This window comes from Bacteroidota bacterium (genome assembly GCA_034439655.1).
GTDB lineage: Bacteria > Bacteroidota > Bacteroidia > UKL13-3 > UKL13-3 > CANJUD01.
The window spans coordinates 1-19,592 of record JAWXAU010000123.1 but is presented as its reverse complement, the minus strand read 5'-3'; the positions used below and the strand labels follow the sequence as shown (position 1 = coordinate 19,592).

At 40.1% G+C, this 19,592-nt stretch carries 13 protein-coding genes; 10 read left to right on the top strand and 3 right to left on the bottom strand.

Going from position 1 to position 19,592, the window contains the following annotated elements; all coding sequences use genetic code 11:
• Positions 1–182 precede the first annotated feature (182 nt).
• Positions 183–1,226 carry a T9SS type A sorting domain-containing protein gene (locus tag SGJ10_08740; protein ID MDZ4758211.1) on the top strand — a complete coding sequence of 348 codons (1,044 nt, stop codon included), beginning with the start codon at positions 183–185 and terminating at the stop codon, positions 1,224–1,226.
• 72 nt (positions 1,227–1,298) lie between these two features.
• Here SGJ10_08740 and SGJ10_08735 read toward each other — a convergent pair whose 3' ends face one another.
• Complete coding sequence (locus tag SGJ10_08735; GenBank protein MDZ4758210.1) at positions 1,299–2,513, bottom strand: NAD(P)/FAD-dependent oxidoreductase; 1,215 nt, start codon at positions 2,511–2,513, stop codon at positions 1,299–1,301.
• 639 nt (positions 2,514–3,152) lie between these two features.
• On the opposite strand from SGJ10_08735, the gene SGJ10_08730 reads away from it, so the two are divergent.
• The 8 genes from SGJ10_08730 to SGJ10_08695 all read left to right on the top strand — a co-directional run bounded on the left by SGJ10_08730 (position 3,153) and on the right by SGJ10_08695 (position 15,730).
• Complete coding sequence (locus SGJ10_08730) at positions 3,153–4,265, top strand: family 16 glycosylhydrolase (protein ID MDZ4758209.1); 1,113 nt, start codon at positions 3,153–3,155, stop codon at positions 4,263–4,265.
• Position 4,266: 1 nt separating this feature from the next.
• Positions 4,267–4,911: a tail fiber domain-containing protein gene (locus tag SGJ10_08725; protein MDZ4758208.1), complete on the top strand. Its 645-nt coding sequence runs from the start codon at positions 4,267–4,269 to the stop codon at positions 4,909–4,911.
• 162 nt (positions 4,912–5,073) lie between these two features.
• Positions 5,074–5,361, top strand: coding sequence for a hypothetical protein (locus SGJ10_08720; protein MDZ4758207.1), 288 nt, complete (start codon positions 5,074–5,076; stop codon positions 5,359–5,361).
• Positions 5,340–6,359 (top strand): hypothetical protein, encoded by a 1,020-nt coding sequence (locus tag SGJ10_08715; GenBank protein MDZ4758206.1) that lies wholly within the window; start codon positions 5,340–5,342, stop codon positions 6,357–6,359. The genes SGJ10_08720 and SGJ10_08715 overlap by 22 nt, the downstream gene beginning before the upstream one ends.
• Before the next feature lie 4 nt (positions 6,360–6,363).
• Positions 6,364–6,498 carry a hypothetical protein gene (locus SGJ10_08710; protein ID MDZ4758205.1) on the top strand — a complete coding sequence of 45 codons (135 nt, stop codon included), beginning with the start codon at positions 6,364–6,366 and terminating at the stop codon, positions 6,496–6,498.
• 390 nt (positions 6,499–6,888) lie between these two features.
• A complete protein-coding gene (locus SGJ10_08705) occupies positions 6,889–8,604 on the top strand; it encodes a hypothetical protein (protein ID MDZ4758204.1) in 1,716 nt (571 codons plus the stop codon).
• Positions 8,605–8,608: 4 nt separating this feature from the next.
• The gene (locus tag SGJ10_08700; protein ID MDZ4758203.1) at positions 8,609–10,207 is read left to right on the top strand and encodes a hypothetical protein; all 1,599 of its coding nucleotides are present in this window, start codon (positions 8,609–8,611) and stop codon (positions 10,205–10,207) included.
• 6 nt (positions 10,208–10,213) lie between these two features.
• Positions 10,214–15,730, top strand: a complete 5,517-nt coding sequence (locus SGJ10_08695) for a PKD domain-containing protein (GenBank protein MDZ4758202.1) — start codon at positions 10,214–10,216, stop codon at positions 15,728–15,730.
• Between the two features lie 366 nt (positions 15,731–16,096).
• Here SGJ10_08695 and sucC read toward each other — a convergent pair whose 3' ends face one another.
• Both sucC and SGJ10_08685 read right to left on the bottom strand, forming a co-directional pair.
• Entirely contained in the window at positions 16,097–17,308 is a 1,212-nt protein-coding gene (gene sucC, locus SGJ10_08690) for an ADP-forming succinate--CoA ligase subunit beta (protein ID MDZ4758201.1), read from the bottom strand.
• 207 nt (positions 17,309–17,515) lie between these two features.
• Positions 17,516–18,226, bottom strand: a complete 711-nt coding sequence (locus SGJ10_08685; protein ID MDZ4758200.1) for a DUF4412 domain-containing protein — start codon at positions 18,224–18,226, stop codon at positions 17,516–17,518.
• Between the two features lie 161 nt (positions 18,227–18,387).
• Between SGJ10_08685 and SGJ10_08680 the strand changes: the two genes are divergently transcribed.
• A complete protein-coding gene (locus tag SGJ10_08680) occupies positions 18,388–19,299 on the top strand; it encodes a DUF58 domain-containing protein (protein MDZ4758199.1) in 912 nt (303 codons plus the stop codon).
• Positions 19,300–19,592 lie beyond the last annotated feature (293 nt).

Here is a 19,592-nt window from a genome sequence, read left to right as displayed (position 1 = left end):
TTTTGGGAGCTGTTATTTTGCCACCCCGCCGCAGCGGGCTGCTGTAAATAAAAAAGGGCAGCATTCTAAGTTTTAAAATTCGTGTTTCAAACCTTTATACTTATTAGAATCGAATTATGAAAGAGGTCTAATATACAGTTACTGCATCAAGCCAAAATGCAACTTATTTATGGCAAGAGGATATGGGAAGTGGCTTTACTACTTTGTCGAACATAGGACAATATAGCGGCATAACAAGCAATACATTATCAATTAGCAATGTGACCTTATCTCAGAACAATTATTATTATAGATGTATAATAAGTGAATCAGGTTGTGCCGATACAAGTAAGGTAGTGTTGCTTACGGTTAAATGCGGTTTGAGTATTACCACCCAGCCCACCCACCAAACATTAAATGTGGGAGCCAATGCACAATATACAATTGCCACATCGAGCCAAACAACTACTTATCGTTGGCAAAAAAACAAGGGGTCAGGCTTTGTCAATATTAATAATGGCGGACAATATGCTGGAGTAATAACTACTACTTTAACCATAGCCAATGTTACTGTTTCGCAAAATAATTATACTTATCGTTGTGTAATAGTTGATGGAAATTGTTCGGATACTAGTAATATAGTTACGCTAAAAGTAAATTGCAAATTAGCCATTACTATGCAACCCAGTAGCCAAAGTATTATAGTAGGTAGTAATGCACAATATATAGTTTCAGCATTAAGCCAAACCGCAAGTTACCAATGGCAGGAGAATACAGGAGCAAGTTTTTCAAACCTTACTAATGGTGGACAGTATGCTGGAGTAAGTAACGATACCTTAACGATAAGCAATGCTACATTGTCGCAAAACAGTTATAACTATCGCTGTATTGCAAGCGAGGCGGGATGCATTGACACAAGCAATGCGGCATTACTTACAGTGAAAAAGAATTCGGGTGTTAGTAGTATAATAAATGATAACGGTTTTGATATATTTCCCAATCCATCAAATGGAAACTTTACTATTATATATGCTAGTTCACTACAAAAAGAGACCTTAACTATATATAATACATTAGGCGAGCAAGTGTATAATAGTGTGTGGAATAATGAGACGCAAAGGACGATTGATTTGAGTTATTTGGCAAAGGGGATTTATTTTATTCGCTTGGGCGAAGATACTAGAAGGATAGTGAAGGAGAGAGGAATAATGGTTCCCGCCGAGGCGGGGTTAATGGGCTTACGTTAGATTTTTGTTTTTGTAGGTAACAGTTTTGTTGACGCCAGAATTGCCAAATCACAACTTACAACTCACAAACTGTTATCTCATCCCTTCCCCTGCCAATCTCCCCGTGCTCCATGCTGCTTGAAAGTTGAAGCCTCCGGTGATGCCATCTATATTCAATATTTCGCCTGCAAAGTATAAGTTTGGGTGAAGTTTACTTTCCATCGTTTGCATATTAACTTCATTCAATGCTACACCACCTGCAGTTACAAATTCATCTTTATTGGTGCTTTTGCCTGTTACTGTTAATTGTTGTGTGGTGAGTAAAGTTGCTAATTTATATAAACTTGCTTTTGGCACATCGGCCCATAACATATCTGTATTAATTTCTGCTTGTTCAAATATATAATATAGTAGTCGTTGTGGTAAAGTACCGAACGAAGTATTTCCTACTTTTTTCTTTTGTGTTTTATATTCACTCTGTAGTCTTTCCATGGCTACTTGTTCGTTAGCTGCCCAACCCCAATTTATAGTGATATCGAACCTGTAATTATACTGATGCAATTCGCTTGCAGCCCATGCCGATGCTTTTAATATAACAGGCCCGCTCAAGCCACGGTGGGTAATAAGTAGCGGCCCCTCCCAACCTTTTTTAATTCCTGCAATTTTCACACGTCCATTAGGTACCGATATACCACTAAGGCTACGCAAGTTTTTATCTTCTATATTAAAAGTAAAAAGACTGGGCACTGGCTCTATAATAGTATGGCCTAGTTCGCGTATAAAGTTATAATAATTGCTTTGGTGAAAGCCTCCACAAGCTATTAATAATTTTTTGCAAGTAATAGTTCCTCGGTTTGTTTTTAATATATATTGATTGTTATCATAACTTATATGTTCAACAGATACGCTATCCATTAATTTAATGTGTTGTTTTTCCGCTTCATCCATTAAACAATTTATAATAGTTTGCGAATCGTTTGTAACGGGAAACATGCGGCCATCGGCTTCTGTCTTAAGCTCTACGCCATGCTTTGCAAACCATTGTATCGTTTCCTGCTGCCCCCATCGGGCATAAACTTGCTTTAACTCTTTCTCTCCACGTGGGTATGCTTTTACAAAAACGGAAGTATCTGCTTGGTTATGGGTAACATTACAACGCCCCCCACCTGAAACGGAGACTTTACGCAAAAACTTATGTTGCTTTTCTATAATAACAATATCTTTTGCACCAGTTTCAGCCGCTGCTATTGCACCAAAGAAACCTGCAGCACCGCCACCTATTATTGCTATATCATAGTATGAATCCATTTTGCGGTGCAAAGATGGGACGGGATTGACCAAATATTAAACAAAGAAATATAAAATAAAAAACTTTTATTAAACGATTACAGTAAGTTCTTTAATTATTTTTAACCATTCAACAACATATTCTATATTAAGGCTTTAAACATTGGGTGAGAAAAATAAATAAATTTGCATTGTATTATTTCTTCACCTAACATTGTCTCCGAAAATATTTTTTAATTCTTAAGCCTTTATGCACAATAACGCATCCATAGCTTTTAAAAACAACTTGTCGGGTATAATCTCCCCCAATAATAGCTGTATTTTGCTGCCCATTAAGGGTATTCCGATTGCATTTCCCGAAACATTTTTTAAGCTTGCAAACAGTACACGGCTTCGTCATTATTCTCATTTCATTCTCAGCAAATACAAATGCTTGCTTATTAACGTAGCATTATAAAAATATAGGGAAAAGCCGAACGCCATTATAAGTAGTAGGCAACAAATAAATAGAAAATCGATGATAACAAAAACTAAAAATCGTATTGAAATATATGCTAGCCAAATGCGATGGCAATTTATGCTGTTTATATTCATGTTTGCGATTAACTATGCCTGTGACGGGCAGACACCTAGCTTAGGCGACCCTAACTGGAGTTTAATTTGGAGCGACAATTTTTTAATTATGGTGCTAATGACTCAATAGGTTTTGCTAATATAGAAGCGAGCCATAAGTGGGTTTTTATTGAATCCTTTGGTAATCACCAGTGGGACTCAGCAAACAGTTGCAATAATTATTATACTGAGTTTGGTGAAAATATTATATTTGATGCAAATGGGATATGCAAACTAGAGGCAAACAAAAATTCAGGTACTTATCCTTATCCGTGTGATGGTTGTTGGACTGTCTCTGGTGGAGGTGGACAAAAAAGTCATCATAATTTTAATACTACTGGTGGGCAATTAATAACTCAACAAGCATTTAAATATGGAGCTTTCGAACTGAAATTTAGATGGCCTGATATTAATTTGTATGGCACAACTGTAGGCGTAGGTAATAATGAACTTGTAAGGGGGATGTTCCCTGCATTTTGGATGTTCCCCCATAGCCCCTCTATGCCTGATAATATGCACTATTATGAAATTGATTATTTTGAAACCGCCCCTCAGCGTTATAACCTATGTGGGGCCACAATACATCGAGACACCCTTACTAACTCTAATAGCAGAACAATTGATCAAAAATACTCGGGTATTACCGAGGCTTCAGCCTATAAAATTACTGACTTTGCTGCAGGAAAATACCATGTGGTAACAGGTGAATGGAATCCAGACTATATAGACATATTTGTTGACGGCAAAATGGTTTTAAGTTTTAACTGGGAACAAGACCAGCTAGTCCCTATGAATGTATATATATCTATTGGCGGGCAGACCAAAGCACCAAATGAACAAACGCATTGTACAACCAGCAATACCCTAACCCCTTACAATATGGATATTGATTATTTTAAAATATACAAGCTAGACACTAGCAATATGACAACAGTAACTGTTTTGAACAACTACGTGTGGGCTGGTTATGGACACTGGGTTAAAAAGAGTATTACAATAGGTGGGCCGGGTGGTAACAATGATATAGTGCCAGCTAATACCAAAGTTGCTTTAAGGCTACAGATTTTATATTGCTGGGAGATGGGTTTGAATGCGGTACCAATGCTGATTTTTATGCTATGGTGCAAAAAATTAAATAAGAAAACATTAAACAAACAGTAAAATGAAAAAGATAACAATAATAACACTATTACTTTGTGCCATGCACACGCAAGGCCAAGTTAAAATTGAAAATGGAGGCAATGTATTTATTTCATCGCCATTTAACCCTACTGTCTATGCTGTCCTTGGTAATTCCAACCGCTTATTTGGCAGCAAATTTAGCATTTATGGCTATCGCACCCCCTCACTTGCAATAGATCATATTGGCACCCCTGATGTAAATTATCAGTGGTCCTCGATAGTAAGTGTAGATAACAGTTATACTAAAAACCAGATAGTTGATCACAAATATAGCCTATTTGGCCTGCCAAAAAACAGTCACAATTTCTTCGTGTATGGTAACGGTATTGTTTGGACTAAATGGGGTTTTGTAAAATTCTCTGATTCTAATTATAAGTTTGATGTACAACCCATTTCTGCTGCAATGACCAAAATACAAGGTCTTAACGGGGTATCATATAGGCTAAAGCCATATCGCTTAGGTTTTACAATTGATTCTACCAACCAAGATTCGTTCACCAGTCAGAAAAAGCAAATTGGGTTTATAGCCCAGCAAGTAGAAACCGTATTGCCAGAGGTGGTTTATAAAACGAGCCCCGATTCATCGCAGACAGACTCCGAAAAAGGTATAGATTATACAGCTTAATTGCCCTTTTAGTTGAAGGGATAAAGGAGCAGCAAGCACAAATAGACGATTTGCAAATACAACTAAATGTGCTGCAAGGCCAAATAAACCAATGCTGCCCGCCGCAGGAATTGTTGCACAATAAAGACAAAAAGAAAAACCCTCAAAAAGGTAATTAATGATATGGAAAACATTAGAAATATAATAAGCATTGCCTTTATTTTATACTGCAATATGCTGGCCGCACAAACAATCTTGTTTGAAAAAAGCTACGGAGCAGCAGCGTGGGACACGTTACATACTGTTGAACAAACTACAGATGGGGGCTTTATTATGTCGGGCGTATCAAATGGCCCGGCACCTATCAGAAGTTATTTTATTAAAACAAATAGCAAGGGCGATACCATTTGGACCAAAGAATACCCCTTTGATTTAATAATAGCTTTGGAATGGCTATCACCCAAACAATAGATGGAGGTTACATTGGTATGTGCAGCGTAGGCATTTATCAAACTTGTAGTGGTGTATTTTTGCTTAAAATGGATAACAAAGGCGATACGACTTGGTCTAAATTATTTAGCTGCTATGATTTTGGAGAAGATTTGCGAAAAACCTCTGACGGGGGTTATATAATAACAGGTACGAAGACCACTGCTATTGGGGTATGTGCTTTTTTGTTAAAGTTGGACTCGCTTGGCAATAAACAATGGGAAAAGGTATATGGTGGCCAAAGGGAAACCACAGGGTATGGGGTAAGTGTGAATGCAGATGGCAGCTTTACAATAGTAGGGAGGAACCAGCTCACCCCTTCCTATTATGGCGTTTACATAACCAAAGTGAAACCTAATGGCGATAGTATTTGGACTCAAAACCTGCCCGACCAAGGTATGTCGTACGGTTTAAACATTTTACAGACGATAGATAGTGGTTATATCATTGTTGGCAGAACTGATAATAAAGGTAACAAAGGCGGCTACCTGATAAAAACTGATCAAGATGGCCATGTGAAATGGGAAAAAACTTATGGTATCACCAAGTACGATTATTTTTCGTGGGTGCTGCAAACAAACGATGGAGGATATATAATTGCAGGTGCCCACAGCATGGCTGCAAGCTACCCACCAAACTATGTGGCTGGCGATGCCTATATGGCCAAAACCGACAGCCTCGGCAATATAATTTGGGGCAAATACTATGGCGGGGCAATGCAAGACGCTGGGAGTTGTGTGCAAAAAACTACCGATGGCGGCTATGTGTTGGCTGGCAGTACGTGGAGCTTTGGCAATCAATCGCAAGCCTATTTGGTAAAAACAGACAGCTTGGGTAATCAATTTGGCGTGGGTATTGGGCAACCCACTGCGGGAGGCAATACCAATTCTAGTTTTAAGATATGCCCGAACCCTAGCTTAGGTAGTTTTACGATAGCGTTTAACAAACCTGACAATATTGAACAACAAATAAGTATATAATAATGTGCTGGGCGAGTTGGTATATAAAGACAATATACAACATGCAGCACACACGCTCGATGTTAATGTTTCTTATTTGGCCAAAGGAATATATTTCCTTCGCTTGGGAGAGGAAACACAACGTATAGTTATTGAGTAAAACCAATTTGCATCTTTCACAGTTTAAAAGAACCCTAAACCCAACAGCAAGGGTTCTTTTGTTATATATATTTATACTCACACCCGAGCCGTCCGCGATAGCCCCGCCGCGGCGGGGGGATGCAATCGGCTTGCTAAAGGCAAAGAATTTATAGTCCGATTAAACCTAAAGAACCCATGCCATACAGCAGTGGTGTTTTGTTATATTAAAGTGGTCCGCATAAAACATGCAAGGCTCCCAGCCTTTCGTTAAGCACTTACATTGAGTTCTTTAATTATTCTTTACCGTTTATTAATTTGTCTGCTAAACGTAAACAAATTATGATTGGAATAATAAAATTATATTTACATTTGCGTTCAAACCACACCTTATGTAATCCACTTTTAATCCATGATTTCTCGTAAAACCCATAGCTATCTAGTACTTGCCATTTGTTTAATGGGGCATGTGGTTATGGGGCAACAACAAAAGAAATTGGTGACCCTAGGCGGAGATATTGGTTTGCACGGAGAATTCTACAAAATGGAGTCAGAGGGTGGGGTCGTAAAGGCTCGCAGACCTGGCACTTTGTGTAGGTTGATTATAAATACCACACTAAGCACAAAAGACTTTTCTATGCCTATTACCATGGCATTGCCCACGGGTCAGTATGGCGATATTCTTCCCTATGCCCCTGCAATGACGGGCGTAAGTTTAGCTAATTTGAAACAGGTGATGCGAAACCCACTCAACAGGGTAGCAATTGCTCCCAAATATAAATGGGCACAGCTAATTCTCGGGTCGCAATCGCCTAACTATTCTGAACTGAGTGTGGGCAATATTGCAGTATGGGGCACAGGCATTAATTTATCGCCTGGCAAATTTCGTCTATCTTGTTTTAGCGGCAGTTCGCAATTAGCGATCGAAGAAAATTTAAAAAACAATATCAGTGGTATATATTCCCGCAAAATATATTCGATTAAAACGGGCTTTGGCCACCAAGACTCGTCACATATTTATTTTATACAAAGTATGATGAAGGACGATACCTCTTCATTGCAAGTAAAACCTTCGAAAGCAATGCCCCAATCAGGGTTTTTGAGTTCCTTGGATTTTAGAATAAACTTAAGCAAACAGATTTATATAAAAGGAGAAGTAGCTGCCTCTGCATTTACCCGAGACATGAGTTCCGATGAGGTTCCTGCTCCATCTTCATCTTTCAACCCATTGGGGATTTTTACCAAAAACGGATCAGCACGATTGGATTATGCATCGGTGTTGAGTATTGGTACTGATAGGAAAAACTTTGGAATTAAAACAGTTGCGACATACTACGGCGATGGCTTTGTACCCATGGGGTATCCCTTTCTACAAACCGATAGGCTTGAGGTAACAGTTGACCCACGTTTCACCCTTTTCAAAAGCAAACTACAAGTTTCAGGCTCCATAGGCAAAAGGGCAAATAACGTGTCAGGAACAAAGGCAGCAACCACTACTCAATCTATCGGAAGTGCAAACATAAATGCCCGATTTTCGGATAAAATTTCAATTGCTGCTTCTTTTTCCAATTTCGGATACCGTAACAGCGTGATGAACGATACCTTTCGATTGGAAATGGTAAGTTGGTCGTGGAGCATCAGTCCTTCATATACCTACACTTCCTCAAAAAGTCTGAACAACTTCACGCTGATGTATTCACAAAATACCTTTAAAGATTTTAATGTGCTTAGTGGTGCATTAAATGCCAATGAAGCCGACAATATTGCATTGTCCTATATGTTGTCCATGTTAAAAAACCCTTTTTCGTTTAGCACCATGCTTAGTTATTTCGACAATAATGCATCGTACGGTAGCTTGTTAACTAAATCGCTGAGGTTGAACTTCGGCTATAAATTCTTTAAAAAGAAACTGAGCACCACCGCTGGTATTATGCTTGCTCATAACGAAATAAATTCAGCATCTTCAGGCTCCCAAGTTATGATATTGTCGGGTGCCAAATATGCATTGACCCAGAAACTCTTTTTCTCATTGAATACTTCCATCAATATGTTTCATTATGGTGAAACACGACCTGGATTATCCTACAGAGAAAATTTTTTAAGAACTTCCATCATTTATAAATTTTAAGATTATGTATCATAAATTTACTTTCCTGGCATTCTTCTTCTGCCTTTCACTAGGCAGTAATAGTGCACAAAGCATTCAGCTTATTATGAGTTCTTCTCCATCGCCCTATATTTCCGATTGGCCAGATAGGGCTGAAACCGCTACCCTTATTATAAATAATACAGGCACAAGCGATTTGAACGTGAAAGTGAGGACTGAATTATTTGATAGCAGAGGAGTATCGGTTGCAGCTACCGATGCATCCAAAATGCCTATCTTAACAGTACCGCCGGGTGTAAACCAATATAACCCTGATGATATTTTCCCTTTATATGCGGTAAACTATAAAGGTAGTCTTGAAAAAACTATGAGCAGAACTGGGCGTATTCCTGACGACCATTACAAATTTGAAGTAACTATTACCGATCCCTTAACGGGTGCAACCATTGGCACTTCTGGTTCTACGCACAAAATGTTCAATATCGTTTCGTACCAAGCACCCATTTTACAAACCCCGGGGAATACTGAAACAATTTCAGATAAGAATATAAATAATATTATATTTAGGTGGACTCCAGTAATTCCATCGCCAAGGGAAATTGTGACCTATCGGTTAAAGGTTTTTGAAGTGATGGATGGACAGGATTATATAACAGCCATCAGGAGCAATCAAGCCATAATAGAAAAAGATTATAAAGGAGTATACCAAACGCAATGGCCTAACGACTATCCGTTGCCCGAAGTAGGAAAAAAATATGCATGGACTGTAACCCCAATGGATGGCGAAGATAGACAATTGGTAGATGGTTATGGATTTGCCCAACCGTTTTGGTTCAATATAGTCACACAATATATTATTGAGCTCGATTCGTTTGTGGTAAAATGCACTGATACACCCGGACAATACACTTTTTCTTATATAATTACAAACCTTAATAATTCCACTGCGGTATTTCAAAACATCAGCGTGTACAGCAGCACACCGGGAGGGGCTACAATTTCAAGTTTCTCGCCACCGCTGGGTACCCCCATTGCCCCATCGGGTGGAACGCTAACGGTAACGGGTATTATTAGTGCAAGCCCTTCGCTCAGCAATATTTGCATTAAAACAAAAATTCAAAAATTGGGTGACCCGGGCAAGAATGCTGAAGACTATTTGTGTGATAGCAATGTAACTTGTAAATGCGACGCATGCGATTCAAAATATTTTACGCTCGCTGCACCTGCACCAAATCAAATTGATATAAATAACAATACGATTTCACTAGTTCAACCTGTAACGATTACCACCTCACCGCCAAAAACTATTAAAACTATTAAGGCCGATTTGGTATACTTCGAAATGGTGCCTGAAAACGATTTGTGTATACCCTGTAATAAAGACGCCCTTACCTATGGTCATTTCACAAATGGCACCAATAGCCAGCAATGGAATGGCGTACAGCAAAACTTGATTATAAATATTACTACGCCACAACTTACCCCATGTTGCAGTGCCTTGTTCAGATGGTGTATACGTTATAAAATAGAGTTCACAGATTGTACTACCTGCAACAAGTTGGTGTGTTACGAAAAGAAAAAACAAGGATGTGCTCAGGTTGACCCCACTAAAAATACTAAATAAACGGCTATGAAAAAGATATTTAACACCAAAAAATACGTACTGATGTTATTGGCGATTGTTATTGTTTCAATTGCATCACAAACAAAACTTGCAGCACAAAATTGTAGTCAAGTAGAGATATTATATCAGCAGCCCGATTGCTACAAACCTGCAAAAGACCATAACGGAGGAAGCACACAACCTAAAAGAGATTGTACTCCTGTCTCGGCATGTGTTGGCGAAACTTATCCTTACAGTGCTGCGGGCACTTGGGCCACTTATCTATGGGCTATTACCTCGGGTCCAGCCTCGCCCACTATCAATCCAAGTACAAGTGCTCCAAGTATTACTATCACATGGCCAGTTATAGGAACTTATGTGCTGACGCTTACAGTGACTGACGCCTTTGGAAATACTTTTACAAAATGCCTTGAAGTCAATGTGCGAGACAAGCCTAATGCGAGCTTCACATTTTCGCCCAATAATGCCTGTCCGAATTCAATAACCAACTTTACCAATACTACCACATTTGCTGGTGTAGCATCCTATAGTTGGAATTTTGGCGACCCTGCTTCGGGTGTAAATAATAATTCTATGCTTACCAATCCAACACATATATATAATAGTGCGGGAACTTATATAGTTACACTTGTTGCATACAGTACTATACTAGTGCCTGGCGGTGGTGGAACTTTAGGCAACCCAGGCGATTCAATGACGTTGGTTACTTGCTGTGCAGATACATTTATTGATACAGTTACTGTAGTAAATGGCAATATTAAAATTGACTGTATCAGCACCGTTTGTGCAGGCGATACTGCCACTTATACAGCGGTTGGTTGTGTAACTCCTACTTGGGGCATACCTGTGGGAGGAGCAATTATTTCAACCAATGGAAACCAAGTTACTATTGTATGGGGTAATGGAAACCCACAAGGACAAATCTCGGTACAATGCGGAGGCTGTATTGCCTATGCTACGGTGCCCATCCTTCCGTCTTCTCCCATTATTGTTGGTCCCATATCGCCCTGCAATACCAGCAATGCATCGTATACTGTACCTTATTTACCAGGCACATTTTACACTTGGACTTTAATGAATGTGACCACGGCTACCAATGCCAATAATTTATTAAGCACTTACCCCGACAATAATACCGTATGGATTAATTGGGCAAATGCAATACCCAGCAATACCTATCAACTGACCATATTTCTTAACAACAAACATTTGTGTTGTTCTTCAACAGGAAGTTTAACCATTATACCCAAACAAAGGTTTAGCGTAATGGGCTCTGCAACTGTATGTGTGGGGCAAAGCGGATTTTTCGGCACTTCTCCTGGTGGAACATTTGACTGGTCGATATTGCCCATTACTGGAGTATCGCCTTCATTTAGCTTAGGCACACCAAACTATAGCCCATTGTTTGGAAGTGTTGGTACTGGAACCTTTGTAGTAACCGCTACCAATTTAAGCAATTCCTTCTGCAATACCACCGCATCTACCAGTGTAAAAGTGGTGCCTGTGCCTAGCAATGGCACTATACAAGGCCCTGACACGGTATGTGCAAATAGCCAATATAATTATAATATGACACCAGTGGCACCTACTGGATACTATTATGAATGGACTATAACAAACGGCTCATTTCAGCCCGGCAATATCACACCAACTATAACTGGCGATAATGTAACTGTATTATGGACAAGTGTCCCCGGGACTTTATCAGTGATATTGAGACAAAGTGCTGCCCCATTTTGTGCTACACCTGCCACTACCAAAACCACGGTAGCAGCAACGGTAGGCGGCATCGCGGGCAATGACAGTGTTTGTGTAGATGGGACCGAAAACTATTCATTATCAGGTGGCAATGTACCTGCAGGAACAACAGTTACCTGGACTATCTCTCCGTCAAGTAACGGAACTATTACAGGTGGGCAAGGCACAAATGGAATCACAGTACTTTGGCACGGTCAAGCTGGAACTGGCCCCTGGGGTCCAGTAACCATTACTGCATCCACCGGCTGTGGCAATACATCTATAACTAATATTTATATTTTCCCCAAATTTACCTTTAGCATTACTATGTCAGGCACAAATGTATGTTTGCCTGGCGGTGTTTCACTTACTGCGGTGGGTGCACCTTCTGGATCTACTTATGCTTGGTCGAATGGTGGTACTACTCAAACTATTACCAACCTTACCGTATATGGCAATTATACTTGTACCGTAACTAAAGGCGGTTGCTCGTTCACCAAAAGTTTCTTCGTCCCCGATCCATTTAAAATATTGCCAGTAACCTGTGGCGTGGGTCGATGCACCGGCGTAGGCAGTGGTATGTTTGAGCAATTAGGGATTAATATAGTTGCTCCAGGTGCGGGCTCTTTTACATACCAATGGTATAGCGGCACTTATCCTACTGGCACTTCAGTGCAAGGACCAACGGTTACGGGTGCTTTATCAAACACATATTTAGCTACGCTACCTGGTCTCTACTATGTGGTAGTAAGCTATGGCACTTGCACTCGCACTGCTGCTTTTAACGTGGCCAAAGTATGCTGCCCCGATGTGAACAAGCCAAAAATTACCCAAGCCAAACAACTAAGCTGTAATAAATTTCGGTTCACTGGCACTACACCCAACCCAACAGGAGCACTTATTATTTGGGATTACGGCGATGGTGGTACCGATACTGGTTATTCCAATGTACCAATCACCCATACTTATATACATGCAGGTGTTTACTGTGTTAAGTTCTGCGTTGGGCCTCCATCTCCCAACCCTACTAGCTGCACTGGCAATTGTGTTTCAACAACTGTAACTGTGCCTATAGAAGCCATTTTTACCCGCACTTTGGGATGCAATGGATGTGTAACGGTCACCAATACTTCTATAGTTATTGCACCCAATCCAGCTAGCGTAACTTATTTATGGAATTTTGGTGATGGCTTTACCACTGCGGTTGCAAACCCAGCTATGCATTGCTATACTTCGCCGGGCAACTATCCTGTTTCATTAACTATATCGTATAATAATGGCTTAGGCGGACCCAATAATATTACTTGCACGAACACCGCAATTGATACTGTAAAATATATCAAACTGGCTATTAATAGTACAGCCCCCGCTTGCACAGGAGTGCCCGTAGTTTTCTCATCAAATCCAAGTCCCTTTGTAACCTATAGTTGGACTTTTGGCGATGGCGGAACTGCGTTCACTTCACCTACCTCACACTCTTATGCCAATCCTTCTAACAATGTTCCTGTTGTTTTACTAGTAACAGATTTGTTAGGCAATACCTGTAAAGATAGTATCTCTATAAAAGTATGGCAAGGAATAAACGGTTGCACCATCCAACCTGGCTTTATATGCCCAGGTGGGAATGCAACACTAACTACGCCTAATGTGGCTGGATATAGTTATTTGTGGGAAGTAGAAACAATGCCTAATACTTTTGTAGCAGCTCCTGGAACCAATAACGCCAATAACTATAGCACCAATGTAGTAGGCAATTATCATGTGGTAATTACAAATAGTAACGGATGTCAATGTATATCAAATACAGTGGCGGTTAAACAGGTTGCCAAACCCAAAGCCATTTTTAATGTTTCTCCATCTATGAACCTGTGCAGCCCCGGCGGAATGGTAACCCTTACCGCCAACCAAGTAAACGGAGACACCAATAAATGGTATATGAACGGAAACTATGGCTCGCAACTAGGAGTAGGACCTGTATATATGATGTTTGTTTCCAGCACCACCGTATTCAACTTGGTCGTAACAAACCAATACGGTTGTAGCGATACTTGCTCCATGACTGTATCGGTAAATGCACCTCCCGCACCTCCTGTCATCTCCCCTGTTGGCACGCTATGCGAAGGAGTACCTATCACCTTAACTGTAACCAATTATACAAACAATATAACTTGGAATAATGGTGGCACCACGCCCAGCATTACAGTAGTGGCAGCAGGAACTTATATTGCCACCTATACTGACACTGTAACAGGTTGCACCTCTAGCACAGCAGTCACGGTAAATAGAAGACCCTCGGCAGGACTATTCCCGCATTACTGCGATTCTATTCCCTGCGAATGTGTCAGACCTTTTGTTATTTATGCACCCAATCCATTAATCGGGATATTCGCATCCAACTATACTGTTAACTGGTACGATGCCAATACCAACAACTTTTTGTATACAGGCCCTAGTTATAACAATGGGGGCAATGGTGTGCAGACAGGAAGTTACTATATAATAATAACCGACCAAACTACTGGCTGTGTTGATACCAGCAATTCTTATTCAGTATTAGTGCCCAAGTGCCCTGACACTTGCGACTGCAGCGAAAGTTATTTTGATGACATTATTGTAACCACCAAAGCAGGTAAACAGAACAAAATGCATTGCAAGGAGATGGATACATTGCGGTGTAACCAAACTTATACCATCAATACATCATTTCATTGTAATGATACCGTAAGCTGCCCGCCTAAGGTAACTTACTCACTGCTATTGCCGGATAATAGCGTGCAAACAGGCACTCTTGCCCTAAACCTCACACCTACGCAAACAGGCACCTATATACTCACACTCTATGGTTGGTGTGGTGGAAAAATTTGCGATAGTTGTGTTATTAAATTTGTAACTACTTGCAAAGATTGTAGCTGTAAAGGAAGTAAGTGGGCTGAGAAAGTATATGAAATTGATGGCATTACGCAGCTTATTACCTGCATGAAACCTGATGATGAACCCATAGTCGTAAAATGCAATAAAGTAATTAATATTAATGCAGTATACAACTGTGCCGATGCCACTTGCAATGCGGCTGTTACTTACACATTGGTTACGCCAGCAGGAACCACAACGGGCAGCGTGCCACTTACCTTTACCACCAACCTGTCGGGTATCTACACCCTCACACTTTATGGTTGGTGCGGCACTACCATTTGCGATAGCTGTACCATCCGTTTCACCACCGATTGTCATGTAGATACAAGTTGCTGTCCCTACACAATAACAATTGACACAGGAACCGTGAAGTACGATTATGTGCTTATACCCAATGCCACAGTGGTAACCGAAAACTATAGCATCAGCGGGCTAAGCACCGCAAACATTTCCGAGGTGCGTGCCAATGTGGTAAGCTATAATATTACTGACAACTTCGGTAAAGAATGCCTCAAATGCGTAAACCTTCCATTTACTTGGGCAAGTGTTTCAACTGCAACCAATATAGTAACTGTACCTCCAGCTATTACCATGTATGGCGGCACTACAGTTCCTTCATTTAATGGAAGTGGGTCAGGAGCTTACCAAAATCCACGCGAAGTAATCTGGAACAACAATACCATATTTAGCATACCCAACAATACCAATGTAGGCATCAGTTATATATTACCACCTGTGCCAGCCATCGACTGCTGCGAATTGAAAGGAACTATATGCGTGAAGTTCACCTTCCGCGATCAAGACTGCAAAGAATGCGAAGTAATACGTTGTTTCGATTTTGCCATTAAGAAAAAAGCGGCAGGGAATAAATAAGACCAAATAACAATATAGAAAAAGAGCTATGGGTGAATTCCTGTAGCTCTTTTTTTTTTGTTTATTCTATATTTATATTATACCAATTCTTAACCTATAATAGTTCTCCGCCTCAGGCGGATTAGTTTGTAGAATGGTAATGCCGCACTACATCCCGAAAGCATTCGGGATTAGTCCCTTTCTTTTGGACTATTATATATTGAGTTTCGGTATTATTATCAGTATTGAGGGACGATTGCTTCGCCATCATACGTTCAGTATAGATGGTACTATTAAATGCAGAATGTTTAGGGTCTGCTATGTTTATAGCTACAATTGAACTGGTAAATTAATTTGAGAAAAAGTAGTGTCCTGTGCTGATATATTTTACGCCAACGAACTCTTCACCAAATTAGCAGCTTCTTCTAAAGTAATAGCAGAAAATACTTTCAGTCCGCTATCATCAATTAGTTTCTTAGCTTCGGTAGCATTGGTGCCTTGTAAGCGAACTATAATAGGTATATTAATATTGCCAATATTGGTATAGGCATCTACAACGCCTTGTGCTACGCGGTCGCAGCGAACAATGCCACCAAATATATTGATAAGTATGGCTTTTACATTGGGGTCTTTTAGTATAATACGGAAGCCTGCTTCTACAGTGGTAGCATTTGCTGTGCCGCCCACATCGAGAAAGTTGGCTGGGTCGCCGCCGCTTAGTTTGATAATGTCCATTGTTGCCATGGCCAGTCCTGCACCGTTAACCATGCAGCCTACATTGCCATCGAGCTTCACATAGTTGAGGTTATGCTCTGCAGCTTCCACTTCGGTAGGATCTTCCTCGGCCAAGTCGCGGAAAGCGGCTAGGTCAGCGTGGCGGTACAGGGCATTGTCGTCGAGGTTTACTTTCGCATCGACCGCTATAATTTTATCGTCGCTGGTTTTTAATACGGGGTTAATCTCGAACATGGCTGCATCTATTTTTACATAGGCAGTATATAATGAGGTAACGAATTTTACCATTTGCTTGTGTGCTTCGCCACCAAGGCCAAGCCCGAAAGCAATTTTGCGTGCTTGGAAACCTTGCAAACCTACACTGGGGTTTATATATTCTTTGTGTATTAAATGCGGAGTGCTATGTGCTACTTCTTCTATGTCCATTCCGCCTTCGGTAGAGTAAACTATTACGTTTTGGTTGGTTTGCCTATCGAGCAAAATGCTCATATAAAATTCTTTGATTTCAGAAGCACCAGGATAGTATACATCTTGTGCTACCAATACTTTATTTACCTTCTTTCCGGCTGGGCCAGTTTGTATGGTAACCAACGTGCCGCCCAATATATTTCCTGAAATCGTTTTCACATCGTCAAGCGTTTTAGCGAGTGCCACGCCACGTTGTTCAGTTCCTTCAATTTTACCTTTGCCTCGTCCGCCAGCATGTATTTGTGCTTTTACTACTACCCAACTGGTGCCTGTATCGGCTTGTAATTGCTTGGCTGCTTCTACACTGCCATCAGCGGTATCGGCAACTATGCCTTCTTGAATGGCTACACCGTATTGTTTTAAAATGGTCTTGCCTTGGTACTCGTGAATGTTCATTGATTTTTTGTTATATAATAGTTATGGAATTTGGCTGCAAAAGTAGGGGAGAGTTTGAAGTTTGGAGTTTGGAGTTTGGAGTTTGAAGTTTGGAAGTTTGGAAGTTTGGAAGTTGGTTCGCCGCGGCGAAGGGAGTTTGAAGTTTGAAGTTGGTGAATATTACGCAATATATAGTTGCCATAATGGCACTGTCAACTGTTCAATAAATTACTCTCCACCACCAGGCATTTGTTGCATTACTTCGTCTATGGTTTTCACTTCATAACCTTTGGGGATCTCAAAATCGGCATCGGCGGGAGCTTCTTTGCTTATATTGGTAGCAACCATATGTGTTTTAAGTCCTTTGTTATAAGTGAACAATTCGAGCGGGAACCCTTTTAAACCTTCGGCATTATTATTCATTAGTTCTGCACTTGCGGTTATTTCTTCAGTAGCCCATATCGCATTTGTATATTTTTTTCCTTCGACCACAATTGTTGATGTATATTTTTTACAAGTATAGCCTAGTATTTTTTTGGTTTCGGTAGTTGCTGTATACTTTTCAGGTGTATCAGATTCTCCTTTTAGTTTGGCCATTTTCTTAAGGTCTTTTTTACTACCTTTAATAGCCATTTTTTGTCCCATTCCGTTTACTAGTGTAATTATTTCTTCGCCATCGGGGGTGATGATACTAGTTTTGAACATGGCCATATTTATATCCATCCTAAACTTTTTACCTTTGAATTTCATTTTCATTTCCATGCCATCCATCATTTGTGCCTGCTGCTCCATTTCGCTCCCACTATCGGCTTTCACTTCTGTGGTAAAGGTAATGCTTCCTTCGGAAAGAGCTGCGGGTGCTATAGATGCAGGCTTAAAAGTGTTGGAGGCAAACACCGTGGCCAATATGACCATTGTACCCAATATGAATTTTTTCATGTGTTGTTATATTTTAATGCGAAATAAAAGGATTTATATGGATGCCGCAAATAGATTTTATAAAGTTTCTGTTAATTATATATATTTGCACTGCAACTAGGCCGAGGAACTTTTTCAGTTTTAATTCGCTATACCGAAACAAAATCAACTACAAAAAACAAATGGCAGCACATATAAAAATAGAAGAACTGGAACAATATAAGAACATGGAACTGCTTGCCCGCCAAGTGGTAGAGGGTTTCATTACAGGCTTGCACAAAAGCCCCTTCCATGGTTTCTCGGTTGAGTTTAGCGAGCACCGTGTATATAATCCTGGCGAAAGCACACGCCATATTGATTGGAAACTATTGGGCCGCAGCGACAAATTATTTGTAAAACGATACGAGGATGAAACAAACCTTCGATGCCATTTGGTGATTGATACTTCCAGCAGTATGTATTACCCGCAAAACACGTTGAACAAAATCAAATTCTCGGTATATGCTGCCGCTGCTATTACCTATATGCTACGCAAGCAACGCGATGCCTTTAGTGTATCGCTAATTAATGATGGGGTAAAATATACCACTCCTGCCCGTTCTACCTTGTCGCACCAACAAATTATATTTAACAAACTTGATGAAGTATTAGCCGCACAGCCCGAGCATGTCCACTCAAACATAGCCCATTCGCTGCACCAACTTGCCGAGACCATGCACAAACGTTCGCTGGTGGTTATATTTAGCGATATGATGGAAGACCCCAATAATATGGAAGAACTATTTGGAGCCTTGCAACATTTGCGTTTTATGAAACATGAAGTTATATTATTTCATGTGGCTCATAAGGAAACCGAATTGCAGTTTGAATTTAGCAACCGCCCTTTCTTATTTGAAGATATAGAAACAGGTGAGACCTTAAAGATTATGCCCACCCAAGTAAAAGAACATTATCTGCAACAAATGACCGATTTTAAAACCGCACTTATGGAAACTTGCCGTAAGTATAAAGTAGAATATAATGAAGCTTTTGTGAGTGATGATTTCAACCAAGTGTTGCTGCCGTTTTTTGTGAAGAGAGCTGGGTTGAAGTAAGGGAAAACTAAAAACTAAAAGTTATTCGCCGCGACGAACTAAAAGTGAGAAGTTGAAAGTTAAAAGTGCGACAACAGCTTAACAAAAATATATATGCCAGAGATTAGCAGATTTGTAGGAATGATTGTTCGTATGTTTTATAATGGACAGAATCCATCTATTTTTCATTAGACCTCTTCATAATTCGATTCTAGTAAATATAAAGGTTTGAAACACGAATTTTAAAACTTAGAATGCTGCCCTTTTTTATTTACAGCAGCCCGCTGCGGCGGGGTGGCAAAATAACAGCTCCC